A 23,149-nucleotide genomic window follows, 5' to 3' on the forward strand; every position below is an offset into this window, starting at 1 on the left:
GTCTCCTAGAGTTCTTGCGCGGCGCTGACGGCGGCGATGAGATCCGCCCAGCGCCCCGGGCCGGCGAGGCCGAGGTGGTACAGGTGCAGCTCGGTGGCGCCTGCCTTGCCGAGTTCGGTGGTGTAGGCCTCGATGTCGGGCACCGGGCTCGCCGCCACCGCGGTGATGTAGCTGCCGACGGCGACCTTTTCCGGCAGTTTCGCCCGTGCCGCCGCGACCGCGTTCACGCTGGGGTGACCGGGTGCCCAGTTCTGCAGCACCACCGCGTCGACGTCGTCCGGGGCCGACGGCGTCAGCCCCGGAAGCGCGCCGGTGACCCACGGGTCCATCGCGCCGTGCAGCACGATCCGGGGCCCGGACGGGATCTTCTCGAGCACCGCGCGCCGGAGGGCGTCGGTCGCGTTCTGGCGCGTGTCGAGCAGGACCTGCCGCAGCGTCGGCAGGATCTTGTCCTCGGTGGCACGCAGGTCACCGCTGTCGATCAGGCGCCGGACCTCGGCCCGCAGCTTGCCCAACGCCTTCGCCGGATCCTGACCGGCCGCGGCCCAGGCGTCGAGACAGTCGTCGCAGCAGCAGATCGACAGCAGCCGCGCCACCGCCGGTGACCAGACACCGTCGGTCTTCTCGTGCTGGTGCTGGTGCACGGCGCCGAGCGGACCGCAGGCTTCGAGGATGACCGTGGCGAAGTCGAGCCCGGCGAGGCTCTCCGCCGTCACGTTGGCCGCGTACTCGCGGACCGCGGGTACGCCGGGACACAGCGCCCACGGATACCGCTCGCCGAAACAGTTGCGCACGGTGAAATCCGGGAATTCCGTGCCCAGCTGGGAGTTGTGCGTCAGCACGAGCCACGCCGCGGCCGGGATGCCCGCCTCGTTCAGCGCCCGGACGGCGTCGCCCGCGCTGTCGCGGCTTTCCACCCAGTCCGGCTCGGCGGGCTTCAGCTCACCCCACGCCTCGTCGCGCACCGGCCGGTACAGCGCCGCGTGGCGCGCGACGACCGAGGTGCGCTCGGGCGACCAGGGCGTCGCCGCACGGGCGCTGTGGTACGACACGGCGACGGCGACCTCGTCGACGCCGAGTTCCCGTACGCGCTCGACGAAGCCGGGATCGTCGACGACGTCCCAGGGGTAGGCGTATCCGGTGACCTTCACCTCGTCACCACCGTGCCGTGTTCGGTTCGAAGCTTCCCACGAACTTCCGCATATAGGTCACGTCATCCCGTTTGGTCTGTCCACTTCGGACATAGTCTTCATGGGCCCGTGCCAGCGCGTCGGGGTCGAGTTCGACCCCCAGCCCCGGCTTGTCGGGCACCGCGACCGCACCGTCGACGAACTCCAGCGCACCCGGGGCGATGACGTCGGCCGTCTTCCACGGCCAGTGGGTGTCGCAGGCGTAGGTCAGGTGCGGCGTCGCCGCGGCCACGTGCACCATAGCGGCCAGACTGATCCCGAGATGACTGTTCGAATGCATGGAAAGGCCCACGTCGAAGCATTCCGCCGTGGTGGAGAGGGCCTGGGTGTCCCGCAGACCACCCCAGTAATGATGGTCCGAAAGTATGACCCCGACCGCTCGCTGCCGGAACGCGGGCTCGATGTCCGCGAACCGCACGACGCACATGTTCGTGGCCAGCGGCATGTTCGCCTTCTCCGCGACGCGCGCCATGCCCTCGATACCCGGTGTCGGGTCTTCGAGATACTCCAGGACGCCGTCGAGTTCTTCGGCGACCCGGATCCCCGTCTCGACGGTCCACGCCGCGTTCGGGTCGATGCGGAGCGGGTGGTCCGGGAAGGCGTCCGCGAGCGCGCGGATCCCGTCCATCTCCTGGTCGGGGTCGAAGGCGCCGCCCTTGAGCTTGATGGAGCCGAAGCCGTACTCCTCCACCATGCGGCGTGCCTCGCCGACGAGCGCGTCCGGCGTGGTCACCTCGCCCCAGGAGTCCTCCTCGGCGCCGATGTGGGCGCCGAACTTGTAGAACAGGTAGGCGGAGAAGTCGACGGCGTCGCGCGCCTTGCCGCCGAGCAGGTCCACGACCGGCCTGCCGAGGTAGTGGCCCTGCGCGTCGAGCGCGGCCACCTCGAACAGCGAGTACACGCTGGCCACGGTCTTGCTGACGGAGAAACCGCCGGTGAGCCCGTGCGCGTCGGCGAAGACGACCTCGCCCAGCGTGGTCGCGACCTTCCGGCGGAGACCGGGCAGGTCGAACACGTCGTGTCCCTTGAGCTCCGGCAGCACCTTCCGGACCTGTTCGAGGAATGCGAGGTCACCGTAGGACTCGCCCAGGCCGACCACCCCGTCCTCACAGATCAGCTGGACGACCCCGCGCAGCGCGAACGGCTCGTGCACGCCCATCGCGTTGAGCAGCGGAGGGTCGGCGAAGGCGACCGGGGTCAGGACGACGTCGAGAACCTTCATCTTCAGGCACCGGCCTCGACGGACTTGAGGACGGAGAATCCGTCGTCGACGATCTTCTCCAGCCGGGTGATCTGGTCCGCGGTGGGCTCGACCAGCGGCGGGCGCACCGAGCCGACCTTGTCCCCGCGCAGCCGTGCGGCGGCCTTGACCAGCGACACGGCGAAGCCCTGCCCCTCGTCCCGCAACGCGACCAGCGGGAGGTAGAAGCCGGCGAGCAGCGCCTCCATGACGGCGTCGTCGTTCTCCGCGAGCGCGCGGTGGAACCGGGCCGCGATCTCGGGCGCGAAGCAGTGCACGGCCGAGGAGTACCGCGCCACGCCGATCGCGGCGTAGGCGCGCGCGGAGACCTCCGCCGTCGGAAGACCGTTGAAGAATAGGAAATCCTTGGCCCGGTCGGTGCCGACGGAGCGGATCGTGGTGATGATCCGGCTCATGAGTTCGACGTCGCCGAAGCCGTCCTTGATGCCCACCACCGACGGGATGTCGAGCAGTTCCACCGCCGAGCCCGGGGTGAACACGCCGGTGGAACGGTGGTACACGATCACCGGGATCGAGGAATCCCCGACGGCGTACCGGACGTGGTCGACCAGCCCGGACGGCGGGCCGGTGACCAGGTACGGCGGCAGGAGGAGGACGCCGTCCGCGCCGCCCGCCTCCGCCGCCGCGATCCCGGCACGGGCCGAGGCCGCACCGCCGCCGGCGCCGACCCAGACGGGCACACGCCCGGCCACGACCTCACGAGCCTTACGCAGGATCGCTGCGTGCTCGTCCGGGGACAGCGAGCTGAATTCGCCCGTACCGCAGGCGACGAACAGCGCACCGGCTCCGGCGGCCACGTGGCTCTCGACGGTTTCCGCGAACGCGTCGAGGTTGAGTTCCAGCCCCTCGGTGAAGGGGGTCAAGGGGAACGCCAGTAGGCCGTCGAGTTCGATCTTGGGCTGTGCCATGGATTTCTCTTTCGTTCTTTGTGGATGGTCCCGGGTACGGGCCCGGTCAGGCGGGCACGGTGGTGCCGTCCTGCGACTTGCGGGGTAGGACGTCGTCGTCGCGGTCGATCGTGTCGATGATCTCGTCGGTGGAGGCCTTGCGCTCGGGCATGAGGTAGCCGAGCCCGATGAACAGCGCCAGCGAGACCAGGATCGGGGTGGACACGGTGACCGCGAGGGTGGCGTTGTAGCCGTAGTAAGCGATCGCGTAGGCGATGAGACCGCCCGCCCACGAGATCAGGGCCGCGCGGGAGCCGGAGCGGCGGAACGCGGGGAGCATGCCGAGCAGCAGCGGCACCGAGATCGGGCCCATCAGGGCCGCGACCCACAGCACCACGATACCGAGCACACCGCCGAGTTTCTCGGCCTGCGTGGCCACCGCCATGGTGAGCACGACGAAGATCACCGTCGAGATCCGCGCGGCGAGCAGCCCCTGCGATTCGGTGAAGTTGCGGGCCTTCTTCCACAGCACCGGCATCATGTCGCGGGTGATGACCGCGGAGATCGCGTTGGCGTCCGAGGAGACCATCGCCATGGTGTGCGAGAAGATCCCGGCCAGCACCAGCCCGACCAGACCCGGCGGGAGGAACGTCGTGGTCATGATCGCGTAGGCGTTGTTGGGGTTCGAGATGTTCGGGATCAGCAGCGGGGCGGCGAACATCGGGAACATCATCACCAGCGGCCACACCAGGTACAGGATCGAGGAGAGCCGCGCGCCGCGACGGGCCTCGTAGGTGTTCGGCGCGGCCATGTAGCGCTGCGCCAGGTTCCACATACCGCCGTTGTACTCCAGCGTCTTCACCAGCACGTAGACGAGCAACACGATGGTGGTGAACTTCGAAGTGGTCGGGTTCAGGTGGGCGGGCGGGAGGTCCCCCCACACGGTCCACAGCCCGGAAACGCCGCCGAGCTTGTCCAGCACGACCCACAGCATCACGATCGCCGCGATGGCCTGGATGACGAACTGGCCGAAGTCGGTGAGCGCGTCGGCCCAGAGACCGCCGACGGTGCAGTAGATCAGCGTGATCGTGCCGGTGATGATGATGCCCCAGGTGTAGGGCACGCCTGCGAAGACGTTGAGGATCGTCGCGACGGCGAACCACTTGGCCGCGATGTCGAAGATCTTCAGGAGGCTGCCGCTCCAGGCGAGCGCCTGCTGAGTGGGCACGTTGAAGCGCTTCGCCAGGTACTCGAGCGGCGAGGCGACACCGAGCTTCGACCGCAGGCGGTTCCACCGCGAGGCGAACAGCCAGCTGCCGATGCCGACACCGATGCCGATACTGGCCATGCCCCAGAAGTAGACGGTGATGCCGTCCGTGTACGCGACGCCCGCGTACGCGACGAAGAGCACGGCGCTGTAGCCGGACATGTGGTGGGAGATGCCGGCCAGCCACCACGGCATCTTGCCGCCGGCCGTGAAGAAGTCACTGACCGTGTTGACCCGGCTGTGCGACCACAAGCCGATCACCACCATCAGGACGAAGTACGCGGACACCATGATCCAGTCCAGTAAATGCACCGCTGACTCCTTTCCGCGTTCACGAAGGCCCAGCCCGACCTGTTCACATCCATGAACGGAGTCTGTTATAGTGATTATGTTCATCCATAAGAACGCTGTTCGGGACGCTAATATGGCCGGAGTCACAAGTCAACGGCCGGATGGAGGAGCGCGGATGCCGCAGCAGGAAGCCGCTGTCACGGTGGCGAACGGCGCGCCTGAACCCGCGGGGGTGAAGTCCGCCAGGCGCGCGATCGACCTCATCGAGACCTTCGCCGCGAACGACGTGTGGCTTTCGCTGTCCGATCTCCACGCGCGGACCGGTTTCCCCAGGTCGAGCCTGCACGGCCTGCTCCGCACCCTGCTCGAAGCCGGCTGGCTGGAAGTGGACACCAACACCGCCCGCTACCGCCTCGGCGTCCGCGCGCTGATCTGCGGCACGGCTTATCTGGACCGCGACCCGGTCGTCCCGTACGCGACCGAAGCACTGGAGCGGATCCGGGAGAAGACCGGCTACACGGCGCATTTCGCGCGCCGCGAGGGCACTGACGTCGTGTACCTGGAGACGCGCGAGTCCCGGCACTCGACGCATCTCGTGTCCCGCGTCGGCCGCACGCTGCCCACCCACGCGACCGCGCTGGGGAAGGCGTTGCTGGCCGAACTGACGCACGACGAGATCGACGGCCTCCTGACCGGAGAGCTGTCGGCGCTCACCCCGAACACCATCACCACGGCGGACGCGCTGCACGCCGAATGCGCGAAGACCCGCGAACGCGGCTATGCCTCGGAAATCGAGGAAGGCAGCCTCGGCGTCCGCTGCGTCGCGGCCGTGATCCCGTACCGCATCCCCGGCACCGACGCGATCAGTTGCTCCATGCCGGTCACCGAAGTCACCGACGCCGACGCCCAGCGCGTCGGCGAACTCCTCGCCGAAATCACCGCGGAACTCGGCCAGCAACTGCGCCGCGCCGGCATCCGCTGACCTGATTCGTCCTTTCCTTCACTGACAAGGGGTTTCCATGGCAGACCAGCGCGTCCTGATCACCGGCTCGGCGGGTATCGTCGGCACCCTGATGCGGCCGCGGCTGCGCCGTTCCGGCCGGGTGCTGCGCCTGCTCGACCTGGCCGCGCAGCCCGAAGCCTCGGGCGGCGAGGACGTCGAGCTGATCACCGCTTCGGTGACCGACCCGGAAGCGATGGCGAAGGCCTGCGCCGGCGTCGACGCGGTGATCCACCTCGGCGGGCACAGCCGCGAGAACTCGTGGGAAGCCACGCTCGACGTGAACATCAACGGCACCCACACCGTCCTCGAAGCCGCGCGTGCCGCCGGCGTGCCGCGCGTGATCTTGGCTTCCAGCAACCATTCCGTCGGTTTCCGCCGCAACGACGAGGCAGGCCCCGACGGCCTCCCCGCCGACTCGACGCCCCGCCCCGACACCTACTACGGCGTCAGCAAGGCGGCCATCGAAGCGCTCGGCAGCCTGTACCACTCGCGGTTCGGCATGGATGTGATCGTCATCCGGATCGGCTCCTGCTTCGAAAGCCCGCTCGTCCTCGGCCCGCGCGGACTCACGACGTGGCTCTCCCCCGACGACGGCGCCCGGCTGTTCGAGGCCTGCCTGAGCTACCCCTCCCCCGGCTACCGGCTGATCTGGGGCGTCTCCGACAACACGCGCCGGATCTACTCGCTCGCCGAAGCCGAGGAACTGGGCTACAAATCGCTCGACAACGCGGAGACCTACGCCGAGCAACTGGCGGACATGCCCGCGCCGACCGGGGTGGCGGCGGAGTACGTCGGTGGGCCGTTCTGCACCGCGCCGCTGGGGGCGCACAACCCGCTCTGACGTCCTGTCGCGCATGGGCTGAAGGCTCCCTTCACCGCGTCTGATGCGGCGAAAGGAGCCTTCAGCCCCGGCGACACGCGTGTCGTCCATCCAGTCACTCGTGTCGTCCATCCAGTCACGCGTGTCGTCTCCGTAGCACGGTCGAGTGTGGAGGATTCGGGACGTTGAGCGTCCCGATTCCTACATCGTCGAGCAGGCGATCATGCGTTCACCGAGCCGGCGCGCGAGATCGGCCGATTCGTCATCGGGGACGTCCAAGTAGCCACGCGCGGGATCGAACACCGCGGCCTGCTGCCGTTCGTACGGAACGCCGGGCGGCAAGGGCGCGAGGTGCCAGTGGACGTGCCGGTTGGCCTGTTGGCTGCCCAAGGACAAAACGTAGAGCCGTTCGACAGTCAGCAAGCCACTCAATGCGCTGCCCGCAAGGTGCACAACACGCTGGATGGCCAGGTACTCGTCGGCGGTGAAGTCGCCGACGGCGTGCTCTAGATGTTTGATCGGGGCGACCAGAAAATGCCCGAGCACGGACGGGAAACGGCTGGCGAAGACCACCGCGTCGGCATCGCGGTAGGCAATGTGATGCGGGTAATCGGGGTTGCCGTCGAGAAGTTCGCAGACGAAACAGGCTCGGCGGGCGAGATCGAGATAGGCGTCGGCCTGCCATGGAACACGGTCGGTCATGCCACCATGCCTACCCGACCTCACCGCGCACGCCCCTGAACCCGCCCGGCCACCGCCAACACGAGCGGCGCCGCCAGCCAGCACAAGTAAGCCCAAGTGCCCGAAGTAACGAACGAAACAGGAACCGAAACCCCGAACACCGCCGCCAGGCACACACTCCGCACCAGGTTCTGCCGGAACGCCCACGGCGGCGTGTCCGGACGGTAGAGGTGTTCGCGCCGGATCTCCCGGATGATCAGCGCGAACGACGCGGACGCCAGCACCTGCACGATCGCGTACAGGCTGAACCGGGGCGGGAAGGCGCCGTCCGCGGTGATCACCCGGGTCGCGAACGGCGTCAGCACCTGCATGAACAGCCAGGCCAGCGTGAGGCTGATCAGACGGCTGTTCAGCGAGCGGACATGGCCGAAGATCTCGTGGTGGGCGCGCCAATGGGCGGCGATCACCACGAAGCTGACGCCGAACGCCAGATACTCCTTGCCGTGGTCCGCCACCGAACTCAGCATCGCCTCGGTGGTGTCGCCGGCCGGAACGGGGAGTTCCAGCGCCAGCAGGGTGAGCGCGATCGCGATCACCGCGTCGATGAACATGGTGAGCCGCTCAGGAGGGGCTTGAGTCGCCATGATGCGGAAATCTCCCTCTGCGTCAGGCGACGGTCGCCGCGCGGAGCTTCCGGGACCACACGGCCAGGATGATCATCACGGCGGGGATGAGCAGGTCGTTGGCGAGGACGCCGCCGGTGTTGCCGGGACTGTGGACGCCGTTGGCGAACCACTGGTAGACGTGGCCGACCAGGGCTCCCCAGAGGAACATCCCGGCTCCGAGCCCGATGGTGACCCGTTCGCGCGCGGACGCCGAGGCGGCGCGGAATCCCATGACGGCCAGTCCGAGGTTCGCGAAGGCGATCTCGAACAGGAAGGGCGTCCGCTCGAAGCCGATGGCGGTGGCCATGACGTCCGGGAACGCGAGGAACGCGACCGTCATCCACAGGCTGCCGAAGCCCAAAGCGCCGATCGCCCACCAGCGCTGCCAGATCTCCAGCCGTTCCCGGGCCGTCGGGGCGTGGCGGGCCCGCAAGAACGCGCCGACGGCCGGTACCAGCATCCAGACCAGTGGGAAGGCTGATTGGGCGAGGTAAGAGAAGCTGTCCATATCTTCAGTCTTACCTAGTTAATATTAACTCGTCAACAATCAGGTATAGTGATCCTCGTGGATGACGGACTCGCAGACCTGTTGCACCGCGTGGTCATGCTGCTAGGCGAGAACGCCCGGCGGCGCACCGAAGACACCGACGGCTTGACCTACAGCCAGATACGGCTTCTGGGCACGCTCGAGGAGATCGAGCCGGCGACGCAGCATCGGCTCGCGCAGGCGCTTTCGGTGTCCGACCCGGCGATCAGCCGGGCGCTACGACCACTCGAGGCGGACGGCCTGGTACAGATCACCGTCGACCCCGAGCACGCGCGCCGACGGCTCGTCCGGCTCACCGAGGTCGGCCGGAAAGCCTTCCACTCCGCCGGAAAACCGCTTTACGACGAGTTCCGTGCCGGGCTCATCGCGGCGGGCTTCCCCTACGAGCGCTACCTCGAAGACACCCTTCGGCTGGCCGAGATCCTCTCCCCCGATCAGGGAACGCGGCGCTGATCCGGAGCCGCCCACCCGTTGATCACGGCGAGCAGCTCGAGATACCGCTCCCGCCGGGGATCGTCGGCGATGTCCAGCCAGGGCAGATCTCGCCGCGGGGCGGCGTCGTACCCTTCGGCGAGGCGTCGCATGAGAGCCCGGAAATCCGGATCCCTCGTCAGCCCGGCGAGTTCCACCCAGGCGTCGACCTGTTCGACCGCGGGACTTTCGGGTAGTTCGGGTGTCATCGAGCGGGCGATCCCGGCGAACCCGGGATGCTCGAGACCGCCGAAGACGGCGTCGAGGAAGTCGTCGATCAGACGGCGGCGCTCTTCCTCGGTCAGCTTGGCGAGGTCGTGCATGAGAGTGATCTCCTCGGGAGTGGTTCCGCGCCGGGTCACGGCTTTCAGCACCGCGTGGCGGAGGCGCAGCACGTGGATCTGCGCTTCCAGCGCCCGCAGGTGCGCCTCGGCGACGTCGGGAAGAGCGGCTTCGCTTTCGAGGACCTTCCGGATCGTGGCCAGGTCGAGTCCCAGCTCGCGCAGGGTACGCACGAGCTCCAGGCGCGCGAGCGCGTCGACGCCGTAGCGGCGGTGCCCGGACGCGGTGCGCCCGGACGGGGCCAAGATGCCTCGGTCGGAGTAGAAGCGGATGGTCTTGACGGTCAGCCCGGTCCGCCGGGAGAGCTCGCCGATCGAGTACCGGGGATCGTCCATTCGCCTACCCTCGCACCTCCCCTCGGGGGAGATACAAGAGCGATCACGCGCGCGGCGCGGGCCCCGTCAGACAGTGCTGCACGAGCGGGCCGAACGTGGCGACCAGCTCGTCGACGGACGACGACGCGATCGGCTCGATGCGCATGATGTACCGGGCGACAGCGAGCCCCAGGATCTGCACGTTGACCATGCCCGCCCGCACCGCGGCGTCCGGTGTGTCGAGCAGCGCCGCAAGCCTGCCGGTGATCTCCCGGTCGATGAACTCGCGCAGCAGCGCTTCGGCCCGAGAGTCGGTGGGAGCCGACCGCGTCAGCATCATCAGCGGCGTGCGGTCGGATTTGTCGAGGTTCTCCACCAGCGTCCGGACGAGACGCTCGCCGATGCCGTCGAGGCCGCCGTCGAAAAGGGCCTCGACAGCGGGCGGGACGTCGCCGGAGATCTCGATCGCGGCGCTGAACAAGCCTTGTTTCGTGCCGAAGAAGTAAAAGACCATCGCCGGGTCGACCTCGGCGGCGGTGGCGATCATGCGCACGGTCGTGCCGCCGTAACCGTGCTCGTGGAACAGCTCACGAGCGACGCGCAGGATCCGCTGCTTGCTCTCCGCACCGGTCCGCCAGCGCCCGGAGCGGCGGTTGTTCTCGTGTGCCGTCATGACGGCCGAAGCCTAACACCGTTTTCTTCACCACCCGGTGAAGTTTACCGGTACCGTGTTCTTCATCAGGCGGTGAAGAATGGGGTCCGCCGCAACGGTTTCGCGAAGGTGGGCGGATGAGTCTCGACATGCTGACCCGGAAGTCGCTCTCGCTGTTCAGTGCGGTGGGCGGCTGGCGCACGGTCGCCGAAGGTGTCGCGTCACGGGTGGTGTTCCTCGTCGCGTACCTGGCGACCGGGCAGGTGCTGACGTCGGCGCTGATCACGGTCGGCGGCGTGGTCGTGCTGGCCGCGGTGCGGTTGTTCACCGACCGCAAGGTCTGGCAGCCGGCGATCGGGGTGCTCGTGGTCGGTGTGTCGGCGATGCTGGCCGGGAACACCGGGCAAGCGGCCGACTTCTATCTCACCACCGTCTTCGTGCAGGCGGGTGCCACCGCGCTGTTCCTGGTGTCCATCCTGGTGCGCTGGCCGGTGATCGGGCTGGCACTGGGCATGCTGCGGGGCGAGCGCCTCGCCTGGCGGCGTGATCGGCCTCGGCGGCGACGCTATTACTTGTGCACGACGGTGTTCCTGGCGAAGTTCGCGATCGCCACGGCGGCGCTGGTGCCGCTGTACCTGGCGGGGACGGTGATCCCGCTCGGCATCGCCGCCACCCTGCTGGGTGGCGCGCCCGCGGCGGGTGTCTGCCTCTATCTGTGCTGGCGGATCCTGCGCGAAGAACCGCGAACCGCCGCGTGAGACGACGGTTGCCAGGAAAGGTCCTTTCCTGGCAACCGCGGGTTCAGCCCACCGTGATGGACTGGAACTTCACCTCGATCCGGGGCGGGCCCGTCCCGTCTCCGGAACCCTTCTCCGCGTCCACGCCACCGCGCGCGACCTTGTCGAGTGTCTGGAGGCCCTCGTCGGAGATGCTCCCGAACACCGTGTACTCCGGCGGCAGCGGCGCTTCACCGAAGACCATGAAGAACTGGCTGCCACCCGAGTCCGGGTTCTGCGTCTTCGCCATGGCGATGAGCCCGCGGCCGTATTTGAGCTGGGGGAAGATCTCGTCCGGGATCGTGTAACCCGGTCCGCCCATCCCGGTGCCCTCCGGGTCGCCGCACTGGAGCATCTGCAGCCCCGAAACGCCGAGCCGGTGGCACGAGGAGCCGTCGTAGTAGCCCTGTTGCGCCAGCGAAAGGAAGTTCGCCACGGTGCACGGTGCTAGACCTCGGTCCAGTGTCAGTCCGATGTCACCCGCGGTCGTTTTGACCGTGACCGCCGACGTGCCGGACGCCGGAGTCGGCCCCGCCGCCGGCGGGTTCACCTTCTTCGCCGGCTCCTTGGAGGTGTCCGCCGGGTAGGCGCACTCCGTCGGATCCGCGAGCGGCGTCGTGCGTTTCGGCAGTTCGGTGCGGGCGGACGGGATGTCCACTGGGCTCGGCGTCGCCGTGTCCTGGGTGCTGGACGCCGGAGCCGACGAGGACGACGCGACCGCGCTCTCGCCCTTCTTGTCCGACAGGAAGAACCCAGGCGCCACGAACCCGAGGATCGCCACGACGGCGACCACCACGACGAGTCCCAGCACCCCGAGCCCGACCCACAGCGCCGTCTTGTTCGAAGACGGCGGCGGCTGCTGCGGCGCGCCGTACCAGCCTTGTTGCTGGTACGGCTGCTGCGGATAAGGCTGCTGCGGGTACGGCTGCCCCGGCTGAGGGCCTGGGTCGGGCGCCTGGCCTTCGGGCTCGCCCGGCTGCGGCGGCTGGGACATCTGTGCTCCTGTCGTCCGGAGGAAGTACGGGAACACTCTTGCGTATCTCCGTTCAGCAGGTCACGGCATCCCCCACGGTGTGCCGTCCCCGTTCGCCGGGACGGGCCGGATCTCGAAATCCGGCCGGTCGCCCGCACGGTGCACGACGGCCTCTTCACCGCGCCGCAGGTCGATCCGGACGTCCCCGTTCGGCAGCCGTCGCCAGCGTTTCGGCCTTCCCCACCGGTCACGGGCGGTCAGCTCGCCATCGAGATCCGCCCGCAGCACGCACGGCGCCCCGGCCTCGCTGGTGATCTTGACCCACCGCGTCTTCCCGCCCTGCCGCGAGGCGCTGACCAGGAACGCCCCCTCCGTGCGGAAGTCGCGTAGCGCGGCGTCCGCCCATTTCGCGGGCACCGTTGGGAAGAGCCGGATCACGCCGCCCCAGCTCTGCACGAGCATGTCGTGCAGCGACTGCGCGGCCGAAAGCGGCGTCTCGATCACCGGACCGGATTCCTTGTACATCGTGTTCGGCTGGAGGTAGCGCCGCTGGAGTTCGCCGAGGTAGAACTCCGCCTTCTCGCCGCGCAGCATTTGCGCCGACATCGACGCGGCGCCGGTGAACGTGTAGCCCTGCAACGCCCCCTCGAAGCCCACCCAGTGATCGAGCGAGGTCTCGATGATCCGCCGGTGCTCCGGTCGCTCCCAGGTGATCTCGTACAACGGGTAGATCTGCAGCAGATGCGAATAGTGCCGATGCGACTTCGCGAACGGCACACCCGCGCCGATCATGTAGCCGTTGGCATCGACCGGATATGGAACGAGCGTGGCCAGGACCTCCCGCCACCGTCGCGCGAGCGGATCGTCGACGCGCAGTTCCGCCGACGCCGCCAGCAGGGTCTTGCAACCCCAGCGGATCAGTGCGAGGTCGTAGTTGCAGTCAGGCGCGTTGACGCCGTACTCCGGGGAGAACGTCGCCGGAAGGTGCAGCTTCCCGTCCGCGCCGGGCGTCAGGAAATGGAGGTAGTAGTTGATCGCCTTGCGCAGCAACGGGAACAGGGTCTCCCGCAGCAGCCGCCGGTCCATCGTGTGCCGGTAGGACAGCCAGACGTTGTGCAGCGCCCAGGTGAGGTTCCCGACCTCCGGCGTCGGCGTCTCCTTGCCCGGGATCCCGACCGGGAACCCCGCGTTCGTCCCGACCGCGCCGTTGAGCAGGTTCATGTCCGTCGTCCGCGGGATGCCCGCCGAATCGTGCTGGTACGGCTCGGCGACCTGGCTCGTCAGGTTCGCCCGGTACTTGCCGAGCGCGTGGCCGACGGCGTCCAGTTCGAGATGGTTCGACCCGTGGATGAGCCAGTACTCGAGCTGGACGTTGAGGTTCCACCACGTCGCGGGCCACGGGGTCGGCTCCAGCCACGGCCCGCAGGTCGCCATCACCGGAGCTTCCCGGCGCGCGGCGGAAGCGATCTTGTACAGCTGGATCCAGTAGAAGCTCTGGAGCCGGGTGTCCGGAATGGACAGGAAGCCGTGCCGATAGTAGTCGTGCCACCAGCGGCGGTGTCCGGCCGCCAACGCCGAGAACGGCTCGGCCCGGCGGATCGTCTTCAACGCCTCCCGTGCGGCGGTCCGCTTCGGAAACGACCAGGCCACGGACGTGTACAGCGTCCGCTTCGAGCCTTGGGCGACCTCTCGCCACGCCGTGACATGCTCGCCGCCCGCCAGCAGGCTCTGCACGGAAAGCCTGCTGTCACCGCTGCTCTCCAGACTCGCGGGCGGGTTGGCGACATACCCGGCGGGCGGCGGCTTGCCGAACTTCGGATCCGTTCGCGGGCTCACCGCCTCGGCCGGATGGAAGACCCACGCGAAACCGCGCTCCCCCTCGGTCGGTTCGACCTCGACGGCCAGCAGTGACTGTCCGGTGTGGACGATCGCGCGCAGCGAAAGGCGGCCCGCAGCCGTGGTGATCGTGCCCCTGAGTTCGGCGTTCCAGAGGTCCATCCGCCAGTCGATCCCGGTGATGGCGCCGACCGGTTCGAGGGTGAAATACCCGATCGGCAGCCGCGCGAGCCCGAAGAGGGAGCCGAACTCCGGCCGGTGGTCCTGCACCTCGCTGTGCTGGACGTTGAACCGGACGGCGTTCCGGCCGGGTTCGGCGTAGATGCCCGACCCGAGGAAACCGTTGCCCAGGAAGGGGCCTTCGTACCAGGTCTTCGGCATCCGGCGCCAGATCAGGTCGGCCGTGCCGAGGAAACCGGGCCAGTCGAGGCCGCCGAGCGCGAAGTCGTTCTCCACCGCCGACGCGGACGGCGTGAGGCCGGCCGCGGCCACACCCGCCAACGCCCCGCCGAGCACCGTCCTGCGAGTGATGTCCATGCTCAGATCCCCCAAGCCGGAGTTCCACGGTCACCGGGCACGTCCCGCGGTTCCGGTTCCGGACGCGTGCCGCGTCGCGAGACGACGGCCGTCCCGCCACGGCGGAGCGGAATCGAGATCGTGCCAGGACCCGTTCGACGCCAAGGAAGCCGCCTTCCGCGCGCGTCGCGGACCTCGATGTCTCCGGGGATCCCGTGCCGCAGGACGAGCGGCTCCCCCGCCTCGCTGTGGACGCGGACCCATTCGGTCGCGCCGTTCCGCCGCGACGCGTCCACGAGGAACGCCCCCTCCGCGCGCAGGCTTTCGAAGGACGCGTCCGGCCACGTCGACGAGACCGACGGGAAGATCTTGAGCACGCCGTGATCACCCTGCAGAAGCATGTCCACAACGGACTGTGCGGCGGTGATGGGGCTCTCGATCGCGAGGTTCGCCCCTTCGCGGTACATCGTGTTCGGCGTCAGCTGGGTGTTCGCGACGACGGTTCCGTCGAGGAAGATCTTCAGATAGCGCAAGGCTTCCTCGGGCTCGTCCATCACGGAACTCATCGATGACGCCGCCGCGAAGCTGTAGCCGTGCCATTTCTCTTGCGCGCTCGACCAATGCGCGAAGGTCCGGCGCATGATGTCCCGGTCGCCGGGACGGTCCCAGAGTTTCTCGCGCAGCGGGTAGAGCCACAGTAGATGCGAGAAGTGCCGATGCGATTCGGCCAGCGGGACGCCGTCGCCGATCAGCACGCCTTGAGCGGGATCCTGGTGGTACGGAACCAGTTTCTCGCCGATCTCCCGCCACGCCGGCACCCGGGGATCGTCGATCCGCAACTTGGCCGCCGATTCGACGAGCGTACGCGCGGCCCAGCGGATCAACGACAGGTCGTAGGTGCAGTCGGCCGCGTCGGCGTACTCGGGCGACCTCGTCATCGGCAGGTGCAGGGCCCCGTCCGGGCCCGTCGCGAGGAAATGCCGGTAGTAGTTGAGCGCCTTGGCGAGCGTCGGATACAGGACGTCGCGCAGGACCCGGTGGTCCATGCTGTGCCGGTACGCGAGCCAGACGTTGTGGAGGCCCCAGATCAGGTTTCCGGTCTGGTCGTTCTTGGTGGCGGGCCCGGGGATCCCGACCGCGCGGGTGCCGCCGGGCCGCAGCCGCCAGTCGCCCGGATGCGAAAGCGCGTACGTTTCGCCGTCCCGGTAGGCGGGAGGCACCGAGAGTTCGAGGTTGGCGTGGTCACGGCGGAAGGTCGCGGTGACGGCGTCGAGTTCGGGATGGTTGCTGCTGTTGACGATCGGATAGGTGACCTGGACGTTCAGGTTCCACCACACCGCCGTCCAGCTGTTGCCGACCTCCGGGAACCACGGCCCCCATTCGGCGACCACCGGACCGTTCGCGCGGGTGGCGCACGCGGTCTTGTACAGCTGGATCCAGTAGAACCGCTGGATCCGCTTGTCCGGAATGGACACGAAACTGCGCCGGTAGAAGGCGTTCCACCAGCGCCGGTGCCCGGCGACCAGCAGATCCGGGTCCGCCGCCGACGCCCGATCGACCCTCGTGATCGCTTCCGCCGTGTGCGTCGGCTCGGGGAACCCGTACGCGACCGTCGCCGCCAGGAGCCGTCGCGTGCCGATGGTCCGCTCACGCCACGCCGTCGTGTACCCGCCGCCCGCGTGCAGTGGCTGCTCGCAGTACCGGACGGCGCCCGCGCCGCCGAGCTTCGGATCGGGATTGGCCGTGTACTCGGGCGGTTTGCGGATCGTCCGGGTGGTGGCCGACGTGAGCGGCGTGAACCCCCAGTCCGCCGCCGCCTCTCCGGTGAGCGAGACGAGGAGGAGGTCCTGGTCGTTGTGGACCAGCGCGGAGAAGCGCACGGAGCCGCGGGTGGTGGTGATCGTGCCGCCGAGTTCGGCGTTGTACAGGTCGAGGTGCCAGTCCACCGCCGTGATCGCGCCCTCGAAGGTGAGGGTGAGGTAGCCGATCGGGAGCCGCGAGTACCCGATGCCCGCTTCCCATTGCCCGCGCTGGTCCTGGACACGCGAATGGCCGAGCATCACCTTGAGGACGTTCGGCTGCGCCCCCGCGTAGAACTGGACGCCGAGGAAGCCGTTGGCGAGGAACGGGCCCTCTTGCCAGCCCGTCGGCATCCGTTTCCAGACCATGCGCGCGTCGTCGACGATCCGGCGGTGGACGTCTTGTCCGGCGAGCGCCGGTGGCGCCCCCTGAGCCCAGAGGCCACCGAGCGCCGCCGCCCCCGCCGCGACCCTCAGCATCGATCGCCTGGACAGCTCGGCCATGGGTCGCCTCCAGATTCATACTACGTTTACCGCAGATCAAGTCCTGGCGACCGGCATGTTTCCAGAGATGAGCAGGATTTGACCAGAGCGCTCACCCGGAAAGCGGCAGATACATCCGACCTATCGGTCAGCGAGCAAGGTAGGCACGAGTTGCCTCGGGCGAGGCGTGACCGAGCATCTCGGAGGTGGTGCCGAGGTCGGCCCCGGCGCGGAGCAGGTTGACGGCGAAGGTCTTGCGCAGCGTTCGCGCGGAGAGCCCCGGCATGCCGATCAAGGCGCCGAATGTCGCCACGACGTCATTGACCGAACCTGGAGACACTCGGCAGCCGAAAGCGTTGAGGAAATACGCAGTCGCCTCGTCGGCACCCGGCCGCTCGGCACGGACCCGAAGATAGGCGTCGAGCGGCGGCCGGAGCTCGGGTGGCAGCGGAATCGTCCGCCGTCGCCCGCCGCGCACGATGACCGAGCCGGCCGACACGTCCCGCAGATCCAGCGCGGACAGTTCGGTGACCCGAACACCGGTACGCGCCAGGAAGTGCAGGACCGCCACGTCCTTGGTCGACAGAAGATGCGCCGCCGCGGCGAGCATCTCGTCCAGTTCGCCGTCGGCCAGCGGGGACAGCGTTGCCGCCTCGAACGACCGGCGCACCTCGATCCGGTCCAGCTTTCCCCGCACTACCCCGCCCAGCGGGGTGTCGGGCCACTTCCGCCACTGCAGAGGCCGGACCTTCGACAGGTCCTCCTCGGCGGTCGCCGCATGTTCGAGATCCACCGGTCCGCGGGCCGCGGTCAGCATCTGGTGATCGCGGTGCCGGTTCGCCTGGTTCACCCGGCGTTTGTGCCGCGGGAGGTTCTTGCGCGAAGACTTGTCGTTCGCACCGTAATCGTTGCGACGGTCCTTGGCGTAGCTCAGCCGCTTCTTCTCCTGCGGACTCTTCCGTCCCATACTTCTCCCCCCGAGGTCGGCGGAAGGACGATAACGAGACGTCCGAGCCGCCGACCACCGATTTACCGGGGCTTCCGCAGATCATCCAGCGTTGAGCAAACGCGCCTTCAACGTCCTGACCGCCGCATCGGGCACACCACGCTGCCGCGCCCAGCCGGCGAAGCCACCGAAATCGTCCTCGACGCTGTCCAGCAGAGCGTTGATCGTGCTCTCGGTGCACCGGAACAGTTCCTCCGGCAACCGGAGCGCGCGGAAGCGCTCGATCACCCGGGGAAGGCTGTACGCGCTGCGCAGGTAGTCCTGGACGATCATTTCCCGCGACGCCCCGGCGAGACCGAGCGCGAGGGCCGTGACGACCCCGGTCCGGTCCTTGCCCGACGCGCAGTGCACGACGACGGGCCGGGCCAGCAGGACCGCCAGGATCTCGATGGCGACCGGGAGGTCGTCGTCGTGCCGGAGATGGTCGACGTAGATTTCCTCCAGCGCGCTCGACCGTCCGCTTTGGACGGTCCGCAGCGGCACGTTGACGTAGCGGACGCCGGGCAGTTCCGCCCTGCCCTCGCTGAACGTCTCGGCGCTGGAGCGGAGGTCGAGAACGCCTTCGATACCGAACCGGTCGAGCAGGAGTTCTTTGTCCGTCCCGGTCAGGGCCTGCAAGGTGTCGCTGCGGAACAGCCGTCCCCGCCGGATCGGCCCGCCGCCGGCGTCGCGGAAGTTGAACGCGCCGGTGAGCGCGGAAGCGACCGCGGTCACCGGGACTCCTCGCCGAGGGTGATCGTCCCCGCCGAGCCGTCGACGGTGATCATCTGGCCGGTGGTGATGAGCGCGGTCGCGCCGGGAACGCCGACCACGGCCGGGATCCCGTGTTCCCTGGCCACGGTGGTGCCGTGGGAGATCATCCCGCCGGTTTCGGTCACCAGCGCGGCCGCGGTCAGGAACAGCGGTGTCCAGCCGGGGTCCGTCGTCGCGGCGACCAGGATCTCGCCCGGTTCGATCCGTGCCCCGTCGGGATCGTGGATCACCCTCGCCCGGCCGATCGCCACCCCGGCCGCCGCGGCAAGTCCGGTGAGATCACCTTCGCCCGCGACGGCTTCGACGGCAGGTGCGGTGCCGTCGGAAAGCAGGACCGACGGCACCCGCGGCCTGCGCGCCTCCCGCTCCCAGATCTCGCGCCGCCGCGCCACGGTCGCGCGGAAGTCCCTGCTGTCCAAGGCTTCGCGGACTTCGGCGAGGTCGAGGAACATCACGTCATCGGCCCGGTCCAGCCGCTCCGCCCGGACGATCTCCTCGCCGACGAGGAGCAGCTGCTTCCGAAGCGCGGCGAAACCGCGCATCAGGCAGAACTTCGGGAACTCGCGCAGCCCACGCAATCGCCTCGACCTGCGAAGCAGGAAACGCGCCAAGATCGCCCGGTGCGCCTTGGTCGCCGGAAGCCGCCGGGTGAGTTCGACGATCCGCGCCTCGGCCGCCGCGGCCGCGTGTTCGAAGCGGGTTTCCGCGTTCTGCTCCTCGCCCTCCGCACGCAGCAGATTCACCAGCATCGCGAAGACCGGCTCGGGATCGTCGGTCCAGCGGGGAACGCCGAAGTCGATTTCCGAGGTGGCACGGCAGCCGTATTCCGCCAGGAACGCGGCGACACCGTGCTGGATCACGTCCGGCAAGGTCCCCGCGAGCTGTTTCGCGGCCAGTTCGTCGGGGGCGGTGTCCAGCAGCAGCCGGAAGGCTTCGTCGTCACGCCGGATCGCCTCACCCGCGCGCCACAACGCGAGATCCATCTCGGTGGTCGGATTGTGCGGGACACCCCGGAAAACTGTGGCGATCTCCGCCTCGTCCACGTAACCGCGCAGCAACTGCCCGGCCAGCTGCCCACCGGTCCCGCCCGCGGTATTGGCGTCACGCGGGAGGTTCGCTTCGATCTGACAGACATCTCGCCGAACGGATTCCACAAAGGACAACCGCTCTTCCGCCGTCGCCTCGGCCGGGCCCGCGAAAGCGGCGATCCGCCGTTCGGCGTCGCGGACGACCTTGGCGCGGGCCTGATCCGGCCACAGCCACGCGGGGATCATCCGTTCCCATCGGCGGCGGCGTTTCTTCGGGGGGACGTCCTCTCCAGAACCGGGCGACACCGGAGGGAACCTCTGGTCGCGCCCGAGCTGTTCGACGAGCCGGCCCGACGGCGCCGCGAGGCTGTCCACGAACGCGGCCATCTTCGGCCGCTTCGCCGGGCTCCGCACGCCGTCGGTGATGTCCCAGAACAGCCACCCGTCCACATCGGTGATCTCGTCGGAAAAGCCGAGCGCGCTCATGTACACCGCCATGCCGCGCTGGCGCTCCCTGATCATGGACGCGCCCATCGGCGTGAAGGGGCGGCTGATCCCCTGATAGACGTTGACCGACCAGTACGCGCGCGGCGCCCCTTCACTCTCCGGGACCGGGAAGAGGGTGGTGATATGCCGCGACTGGGTCAACCACAACTCACCCTCACCGTTGAACGCCCACTCGACGTCCTGCGGTGCGCCGAAGTGCTTCTCCAGACTCCTGCCGACCGCCGCGAGTTCACCCAATCGTGACGGCGTCAGGCAGCCGTCGCCCGGCCCTTCGACAGTCTCGCCCTCGACGCTCAGCCGGTAGTGGTCCGGAGTCACCGCACCGGAAACCACCGCTTCGCCCAATCCGGGCGCGGCGTCGACGACGATTTCGGACCGTTTGCCCGAAACCGGATTCGCCGTGTACAGCACGCCGGCGCATTCCGCGTCGACCAGACGCTGCACGATCACCGCGATGGCGGGGGCGCGATCGGTGTCGTGCGCCGCCCGGTACCTGGTCGCCCGGTCGGACCACAGCGAGGCCCAGCACCGGCGCACCGCCGCCAGCACCTCGCCCGCACCCTGGACGTCGAGGAAGGTGTCGTACTGCCCGGCGAAACTGGCGTCCGGCAGATCCTCGGCCGTCGACGAGGACCGCACCGCCACCGACACCGGCCCGTCCGCCGAAAGCCGTTCGTACGCCTCGACGATCCCGGTTTCGAGCCGGGCCGGGATCGGCACGGTCAGCACGTGGGCCCGCAGCCGGTCCGCCAGATCGGCCAGCGCCCGCTCGTCACCGGACGGCACCCTGGTCAGCTCGTCGAGCAGCCGCGGGCCGTCACCACCGGCGAGCACCCGCCGGTACGCGGCGGTCGTGACGCAGAAGCCCTCCGGCACGGGGAAACCCGCCGAAGTCATTTCCGCGAGATTCGCCGCCTTGCCACCGACGAGGTCGCGCGGGCAGCCTCCCGCTTCGGCGAGCTCGAGAATCACTTTCGTTACCTCCCAGGGGGTGTTTGCTTAGCCTAAGCTTGCATCCTCAACCTGGGTTGAGTTCAAATACGTTCATGGAATCCGCATCGATCAGGGAAGTCGCCGACCGGTTCGATCTGCCCGTTTCGACCCTGCACTACTGGGAACGCCGCGGGCTGATCAAGCCGCACCGGCGATCCGGCTGGCGCTACTACGACACCGATCAGCTCTACCGGATCGCACTGATCCGGCTGTGGCGGGACACCGGCCAGCTCAGCCTCGACGAGATCGCGACCGTGCTCGCCGGGCGCACCGCCACGCACGACTGGCGGGACACCGTCTCCGCCCGGATCGAAGCCTTGGAGTCGCAGCTCGAAAAACTCGCCACCGCGCGGACCTATCTGCGGCATCTGCTCCGCTGTCCCGAAAACACGCTGGAACGCTGTCCGGAGTTCCGGTCCACAGTGGAGCTTCCGGGCGCTTGACCTCAAGCCGGGTTGAGGGGGCAGGCTACCGGAGCATGACCGCCCGTGGCCTGATCGACACCACCGAGATGTACCTCAAAGCAGCCTACGAGCTGGAAGAGGACGGTGTCGTTCCGTTGCGCGCCAGGATCGCGGACCGGCTCGACCAGAGCGCCCCGACGGTCAGCCAGACCGTGGCCCGGCTCCAGCGTGACGGCCTCCTCCTGGTCGCCGAAGACCGGCGACTGGAGCTTTCGCCGGAGGGACGGCGGATCGCGGTGCGGGTCATGGGCAAGCACCGGCTCGCGGAAACACTTCTCTACCGGGTGATCGGACTCGACTGGGCCCGGCTGCACGAGGAGGCCTGCCGCTGGGAGCACGTGATGTCCGACGCCGCCGCGCGCCGGATCTTCGAACTCTGCGGCGGCCCGCGCTTCAGCCCCTACGGCGGGCCGATCCCCGGGCTCGCCTTCCTCGGCCTGCCGGGGCTTTCCCCGGTGCCGGCCCCGCCGGGGATGCGCCCTGCCACGCACGCCGGGCGGCAGGAGGTCCGGCTGCACCGGATCAGCGAGCGCCTCCAGGAGGATTCCACGTTCCTCGAAACGCTTCTGACCGCGGGCATCACCCCCGGTGCGCGAATGACGCTCGTTCCCGCCGACGGGCGGCGGTTCGAAGCACGTACGGCGACGGCGACCGTGCCCCTCGAGCGGCACCAGGCGTCCATGATGATCGTCTGTGACGCCGCCGCGGCGAATTCCGCCGTGAACACCCGCACCCGGTGCGTGGCCGGTCGCTGAGATCGCTCTTTCGCGCGCCACATATCGTTTTTCGACCGGGCGCGCCCGTCTTGTCCTGGCCAGGCAGTAAGATGTCATATGATCTGCCGATCTGATGTCCGTATCCGGGGGACGAAGGAGGGAGACCGCCATGCCACTTCGAGCGGCCAGCACAGCGAGACTCTCGTCCACTGTGGTCGAACAGTTCGAGGAACTGATCGAGACCGGCGAATGGCCGGTCGGCTCCCGTATCCCGCCGGAACAGGAGCTGGTCGAGCAGCTCGGGGTCGGGCGCAGCACGGTCCGCGAAGCCGTCCGCGCCCTTGAACACGCCGGTCTGCTGGAACCGCGCCGTGGCGACGGAACCTACGTGCGGGCGCGGCACGGCCTGTCCGCGGCCCTGCTGCGGCGCACCCGCGCCGCGAACGTGCTCGAAGTACTGGAAGTCCGCAACAGCATAGAGCGCCAGGCCGCCAGGACGGCGGCCGAACGGCGAAGCCCCGAGGACGTCACCAGGATCACCGAGGCACTCGCCGCCCAGCACGAAGCACGCGACGCCGGCGACGAGGACGCTTTCCTCGCCGCCGACAACGAATTCCACGCCGCGATCATCGCCGCCACCCACAACGCGGTACTGATCGAGCTGTGGGAAGGCCTCAGCTACGCGCTCAGCAGCGGGGTGGCGACGGTGATGGCCGAGCTGCGCCGTGAGCACATCGACTTCCCGGATCACGACACCCTCGCCGAGGCCATCACCGACGGCGACGCCGATCGGGCCGAACGGGCCGTCGCGGTCATCATCGACGCCGCCGTCGCGGTGCTGACCAAGGCACAGAAGAAATCCGCGCCGCGTAAAAGGAAAAGCACGCCGAAACGCCGTTGAGAGCGGT

At 68.6% G+C, this 23,149-nt stretch carries 22 protein-coding genes; 7 read left to right on the top strand and 15 right to left on the bottom strand.

Features of this window, described 5'->3' with window-relative positions; all coding sequences use genetic code 11:
• Positions 1-5: 5 nt before the first annotated feature.
• Genes AB8M46_RS24255 through AB8M46_RS24270 form a run of 4 tightly spaced genes read right to left on the bottom strand, consistent with a single transcriptional unit; the run spans position 6 to position 4,917 of the window.
• Positions 6-1,151, bottom strand: a complete 1,146-nt coding sequence (locus tag AB8M46_RS24255; RefSeq protein WP_378423901.1) for a hypothetical protein — start codon at positions 1,149-1,151, stop codon at positions 6-8.
• Between the two features lie 4 nt (positions 1,152-1,155).
• Positions 1,156-2,412 carry a glucarate dehydratase family protein gene (locus tag AB8M46_RS24260; protein ID WP_394361686.1) on the bottom strand — a complete coding sequence of 419 codons (1,257 nt, stop codon included), beginning with the start codon at positions 2,410-2,412 and terminating at the stop codon, positions 1,156-1,158.
• A 2-nt stretch (positions 2,413-2,414) separates the two neighbouring features.
• Complete coding sequence (locus tag AB8M46_RS24265; protein WP_037348219.1) at positions 2,415-3,359, bottom strand: 5-dehydro-4-deoxyglucarate dehydratase; 945 nt, start codon at positions 3,357-3,359, stop codon at positions 2,415-2,417.
• A gap of 46 nt (positions 3,360-3,405) precedes the next feature.
• Positions 3,406-4,917, bottom strand: a complete 1,512-nt coding sequence (locus AB8M46_RS24270) for a sodium:solute symporter family protein (RefSeq protein ID WP_037348217.1) — start codon at positions 4,915-4,917, stop codon at positions 3,406-3,408.
• A 154-nt stretch (positions 4,918-5,071) separates the two neighbouring features.
• On the opposite strand from AB8M46_RS24270, the gene AB8M46_RS24275 reads away from it, so the two are divergent.
• Positions 5,072-5,878 carry an IclR family transcriptional regulator gene (locus AB8M46_RS24275; protein WP_037348214.1) on the top strand — a complete coding sequence of 269 codons (807 nt, stop codon included), beginning with the start codon at positions 5,072-5,074 and terminating at the stop codon, positions 5,876-5,878.
• 37 nt (positions 5,879-5,915) lie between these two features.
• Complete coding sequence (locus tag AB8M46_RS24280) at positions 5,916-6,740, top strand: NAD(P)-dependent oxidoreductase (protein ID WP_037348212.1); 825 nt, start codon at positions 5,916-5,918, stop codon at positions 6,738-6,740.
• A 180-nt stretch (positions 6,741-6,920) separates the two neighbouring features.
• On the opposite strand, the gene AB8M46_RS24285 is transcribed toward AB8M46_RS24280, so the two are convergent.
• The 3 genes from AB8M46_RS24285 to AB8M46_RS24295 are packed head-to-tail and all read right to left on the bottom strand — an operon-like array spanning position 6,921 to position 8,573.
• Positions 6,921-7,421, bottom strand: coding sequence for an HIT family protein (locus AB8M46_RS24285; protein ID WP_394361687.1), 501 nt, complete (start codon positions 7,419-7,421; stop codon positions 6,921-6,923).
• 20 nt (positions 7,422-7,441) lie between these two features.
• The gene (locus AB8M46_RS24290; protein WP_394361688.1) at positions 7,442-8,044 is read right to left on the bottom strand and encodes a TMEM175 family protein; all 603 of its coding nucleotides are present in this window, start codon (positions 8,042-8,044) and stop codon (positions 7,442-7,444) included.
• A 22-nt stretch (positions 8,045-8,066) separates the two neighbouring features.
• Positions 8,067-8,573 (bottom strand): DUF6790 family protein, encoded by a 507-nt coding sequence (locus AB8M46_RS24295; RefSeq protein WP_394361689.1) that lies wholly within the window; start codon positions 8,571-8,573, stop codon positions 8,067-8,069.
• Between the two features lie 57 nt (positions 8,574-8,630).
• Between AB8M46_RS24295 and AB8M46_RS24300 the strand changes: the two genes are divergently transcribed.
• Entirely contained in the window at positions 8,631-9,065 is a 435-nt protein-coding gene (locus AB8M46_RS24300) for a MarR family winged helix-turn-helix transcriptional regulator (RefSeq protein ID WP_394361690.1), read from the top strand.
• On the opposite strand, the gene AB8M46_RS24305 is transcribed toward AB8M46_RS24300, so the two are convergent.
• Positions 9,047-9,760, bottom strand: a complete 714-nt coding sequence (locus AB8M46_RS24305; RefSeq protein WP_125736198.1) for a MerR family transcriptional regulator — start codon at positions 9,758-9,760, stop codon at positions 9,047-9,049. The genes AB8M46_RS24300 and AB8M46_RS24305 overlap by 19 nt on opposite strands.
• Positions 9,761-9,803: 43 nt before the next feature.
• Positions 9,804-10,412 carry a TetR family transcriptional regulator gene (locus AB8M46_RS24310; RefSeq protein ID WP_394361691.1) on the bottom strand — a complete coding sequence of 203 codons (609 nt, stop codon included), beginning with the start codon at positions 10,410-10,412 and terminating at the stop codon, positions 9,804-9,806.
• A 116-nt stretch (positions 10,413-10,528) separates the two neighbouring features.
• Here AB8M46_RS24310 and AB8M46_RS24315 point away from each other — a divergent pair, with 116 nt between their 5' ends.
• Positions 10,529-11,149, top strand: coding sequence for a DUF3159 domain-containing protein (locus AB8M46_RS24315; RefSeq protein ID WP_394361692.1), 621 nt, complete (start codon positions 10,529-10,531; stop codon positions 11,147-11,149).
• A gap of 43 nt (positions 11,150-11,192) precedes the next feature.
• Here the strand turns inward: AB8M46_RS24315 and AB8M46_RS24320 are convergent, their stop codons facing one another.
• From AB8M46_RS24320 to AB8M46_RS24345, 6 genes are all read right to left on the bottom strand, one after another.
• Complete coding sequence (locus AB8M46_RS24320; RefSeq protein ID WP_037348201.1) at positions 11,193-12,161, bottom strand: peptidylprolyl isomerase; 969 nt, start codon at positions 12,159-12,161, stop codon at positions 11,193-11,195.
• A gap of 60 nt (positions 12,162-12,221) precedes the next feature.
• Entirely contained in the window at positions 12,222-14,513 is a 2,292-nt protein-coding gene (locus AB8M46_RS24325) for a glycosyl hydrolase family 95 catalytic domain-containing protein (protein WP_394361693.1), read from the bottom strand.
• A gap of 2 nt (positions 14,514-14,515) precedes the next feature.
• Positions 14,516-16,795 carry a glycosyl hydrolase family 95 catalytic domain-containing protein gene (locus AB8M46_RS24330; protein WP_394361694.1) on the bottom strand — a complete coding sequence of 760 codons (2,280 nt, stop codon included), beginning with the start codon at positions 16,793-16,795 and terminating at the stop codon, positions 14,516-14,518.
• Positions 16,796-16,922: 127 nt separating this feature from the next.
• Positions 16,923-17,741, bottom strand: a complete 819-nt coding sequence (locus AB8M46_RS24335) for a tyrosine-type recombinase/integrase (RefSeq protein WP_394361695.1) — start codon at positions 17,739-17,741, stop codon at positions 16,923-16,925.
• An 81-nt stretch (positions 17,742-17,822) separates the two neighbouring features.
• A complete protein-coding gene (locus tag AB8M46_RS24340) occupies positions 17,823-18,494 on the bottom strand; it encodes a tyrosine-protein phosphatase (RefSeq protein ID WP_037348192.1) in 672 nt (223 codons plus the stop codon).
• On the bottom strand, positions 18,491-21,040 hold the full coding sequence (locus AB8M46_RS24345) for a PEP/pyruvate-binding domain-containing protein (protein ID WP_394361696.1): 2,550 nt from the start codon (positions 21,038-21,040) through the stop codon (positions 18,491-18,493). The genes AB8M46_RS24340 and AB8M46_RS24345 overlap by 4 nt, the downstream gene beginning before the upstream one ends.
• A 74-nt stretch (positions 21,041-21,114) precedes the next feature.
• Between AB8M46_RS24345 and AB8M46_RS24350 the strand changes: the two genes are divergently transcribed.
• The 3 genes from AB8M46_RS24350 to AB8M46_RS24360 all read left to right on the top strand — a co-directional run bounded on the left by AB8M46_RS24350 (position 21,115) and on the right by AB8M46_RS24360 (position 23,142).
• A complete protein-coding gene (locus AB8M46_RS24350; RefSeq protein ID WP_037348190.1) occupies positions 21,115-21,504 on the top strand; it encodes a MerR family transcriptional regulator in 390 nt (129 codons plus the stop codon).
• A gap of 35 nt (positions 21,505-21,539) precedes the next feature.
• The gene (locus AB8M46_RS24355; RefSeq protein ID WP_394361697.1) at positions 21,540-22,280 is read left to right on the top strand and encodes an iron dependent repressor, metal binding and dimerization domain protein; all 741 of its coding nucleotides are present in this window, start codon (positions 21,540-21,542) and stop codon (positions 22,278-22,280) included.
• Between the two features lie 130 nt (positions 22,281-22,410).
• Positions 22,411-23,142: a FadR/GntR family transcriptional regulator gene (locus tag AB8M46_RS24360; RefSeq protein ID WP_125736207.1), complete on the top strand. Its 732-nt coding sequence runs from the start codon at positions 22,411-22,413 to the stop codon at positions 23,140-23,142.
• Positions 23,143-23,149: the final 7 nt, after the last annotated feature.

It is taken from the genome of Amycolatopsis sp. SB7-3, from assembly GCF_041021335.1.
Taxonomy (GTDB): domain Bacteria; phylum Actinomycetota; class Actinomycetes; order Mycobacteriales; family Pseudonocardiaceae; genus Amycolatopsis; species Amycolatopsis japonica.

Excerpts from the sequence above, each read along its gene's own strand:
- AB8M46_RS24355 (WP_394361697.1), top strand. The coding sequence starts at position 21,540 with ATGACCGCCCGTGGCCTGATCGACACCACCGAGATGTACCTCAAAGCA.
- AB8M46_RS24265 (WP_037348219.1), bottom strand. The coding sequence starts at position 3,359 with ATGGCACAGCCCAAGATCGAACTCGACGGCCTACTGGCGTTCCCCTTG.
- AB8M46_RS24330 (WP_394361694.1), bottom strand. The coding sequence starts at position 16,795 with ATGGCCGAGCTGTCCAGGCGATCGATGCTGAGGGTCGCGGCGGGGGCG.
- AB8M46_RS24335 (WP_394361695.1), bottom strand. The coding sequence starts at position 17,741 with ATGGGACGGAAGAGTCCGCAGGAGAAGAAGCGGCTGAGCTACGCCAAG.
- AB8M46_RS24295 (WP_394361689.1), bottom strand. The coding sequence starts at position 8,573 with ATGGACAGCTTCTCTTACCTCGCCCAATCAGCCTTCCCACTGGTCTGG.
- AB8M46_RS24260 (WP_394361686.1), bottom strand. The coding sequence starts at position 2,412 with ATGAAGGTTCTCGACGTCGTCCTGACCCCGGTCGCCTTCGCCGACCCT.
- AB8M46_RS24290 (WP_394361688.1), bottom strand. The coding sequence starts at position 8,044 with ATGGCGACTCAAGCCCCTCCTGAGCGGCTCACCATGTTCATCGACGCG.
- AB8M46_RS24280 (WP_037348212.1), top strand. The coding sequence starts at position 5,916 with ATGGCAGACCAGCGCGTCCTGATCACCGGCTCGGCGGGTATCGTCGGC.
- AB8M46_RS24310 (WP_394361691.1), bottom strand. The coding sequence starts at position 10,412 with ATGACGGCACACGAGAACAACCGCCGCTCCGGGCGCTGGCGGACCGGT.
- AB8M46_RS24315 (WP_394361692.1), top strand. The coding sequence starts at position 10,529 with ATGAGTCTCGACATGCTGACCCGGAAGTCGCTCTCGCTGTTCAGTGCG.
- AB8M46_RS24320 (WP_037348201.1), bottom strand. The coding sequence starts at position 12,161 with ATGTCCCAGCCGCCGCAGCCGGGCGAGCCCGAAGGCCAGGCGCCCGAC.
- AB8M46_RS24350 (WP_037348190.1), top strand. The coding sequence starts at position 21,115 with ATGGAATCCGCATCGATCAGGGAAGTCGCCGACCGGTTCGATCTGCCC.
- AB8M46_RS24285 (WP_394361687.1), bottom strand. The coding sequence starts at position 7,421 with ATGACCGACCGTGTTCCATGGCAGGCCGACGCCTATCTCGATCTCGCC.
- AB8M46_RS24305 (WP_125736198.1), bottom strand. The coding sequence starts at position 9,760 with ATGGACGATCCCCGGTACTCGATCGGCGAGCTCTCCCGGCGGACCGGG.
- AB8M46_RS24360 (WP_125736207.1), top strand. The coding sequence starts at position 22,411 with ATGCCACTTCGAGCGGCCAGCACAGCGAGACTCTCGTCCACTGTGGTC.
- AB8M46_RS24325 (WP_394361693.1), bottom strand. The coding sequence starts at position 14,513 with ATGGACATCACTCGCAGGACGGTGCTCGGCGGGGCGTTGGCGGGTGTG.
- AB8M46_RS24275 (WP_037348214.1), top strand. The coding sequence starts at position 5,072 with ATGCCGCAGCAGGAAGCCGCTGTCACGGTGGCGAACGGCGCGCCTGAA.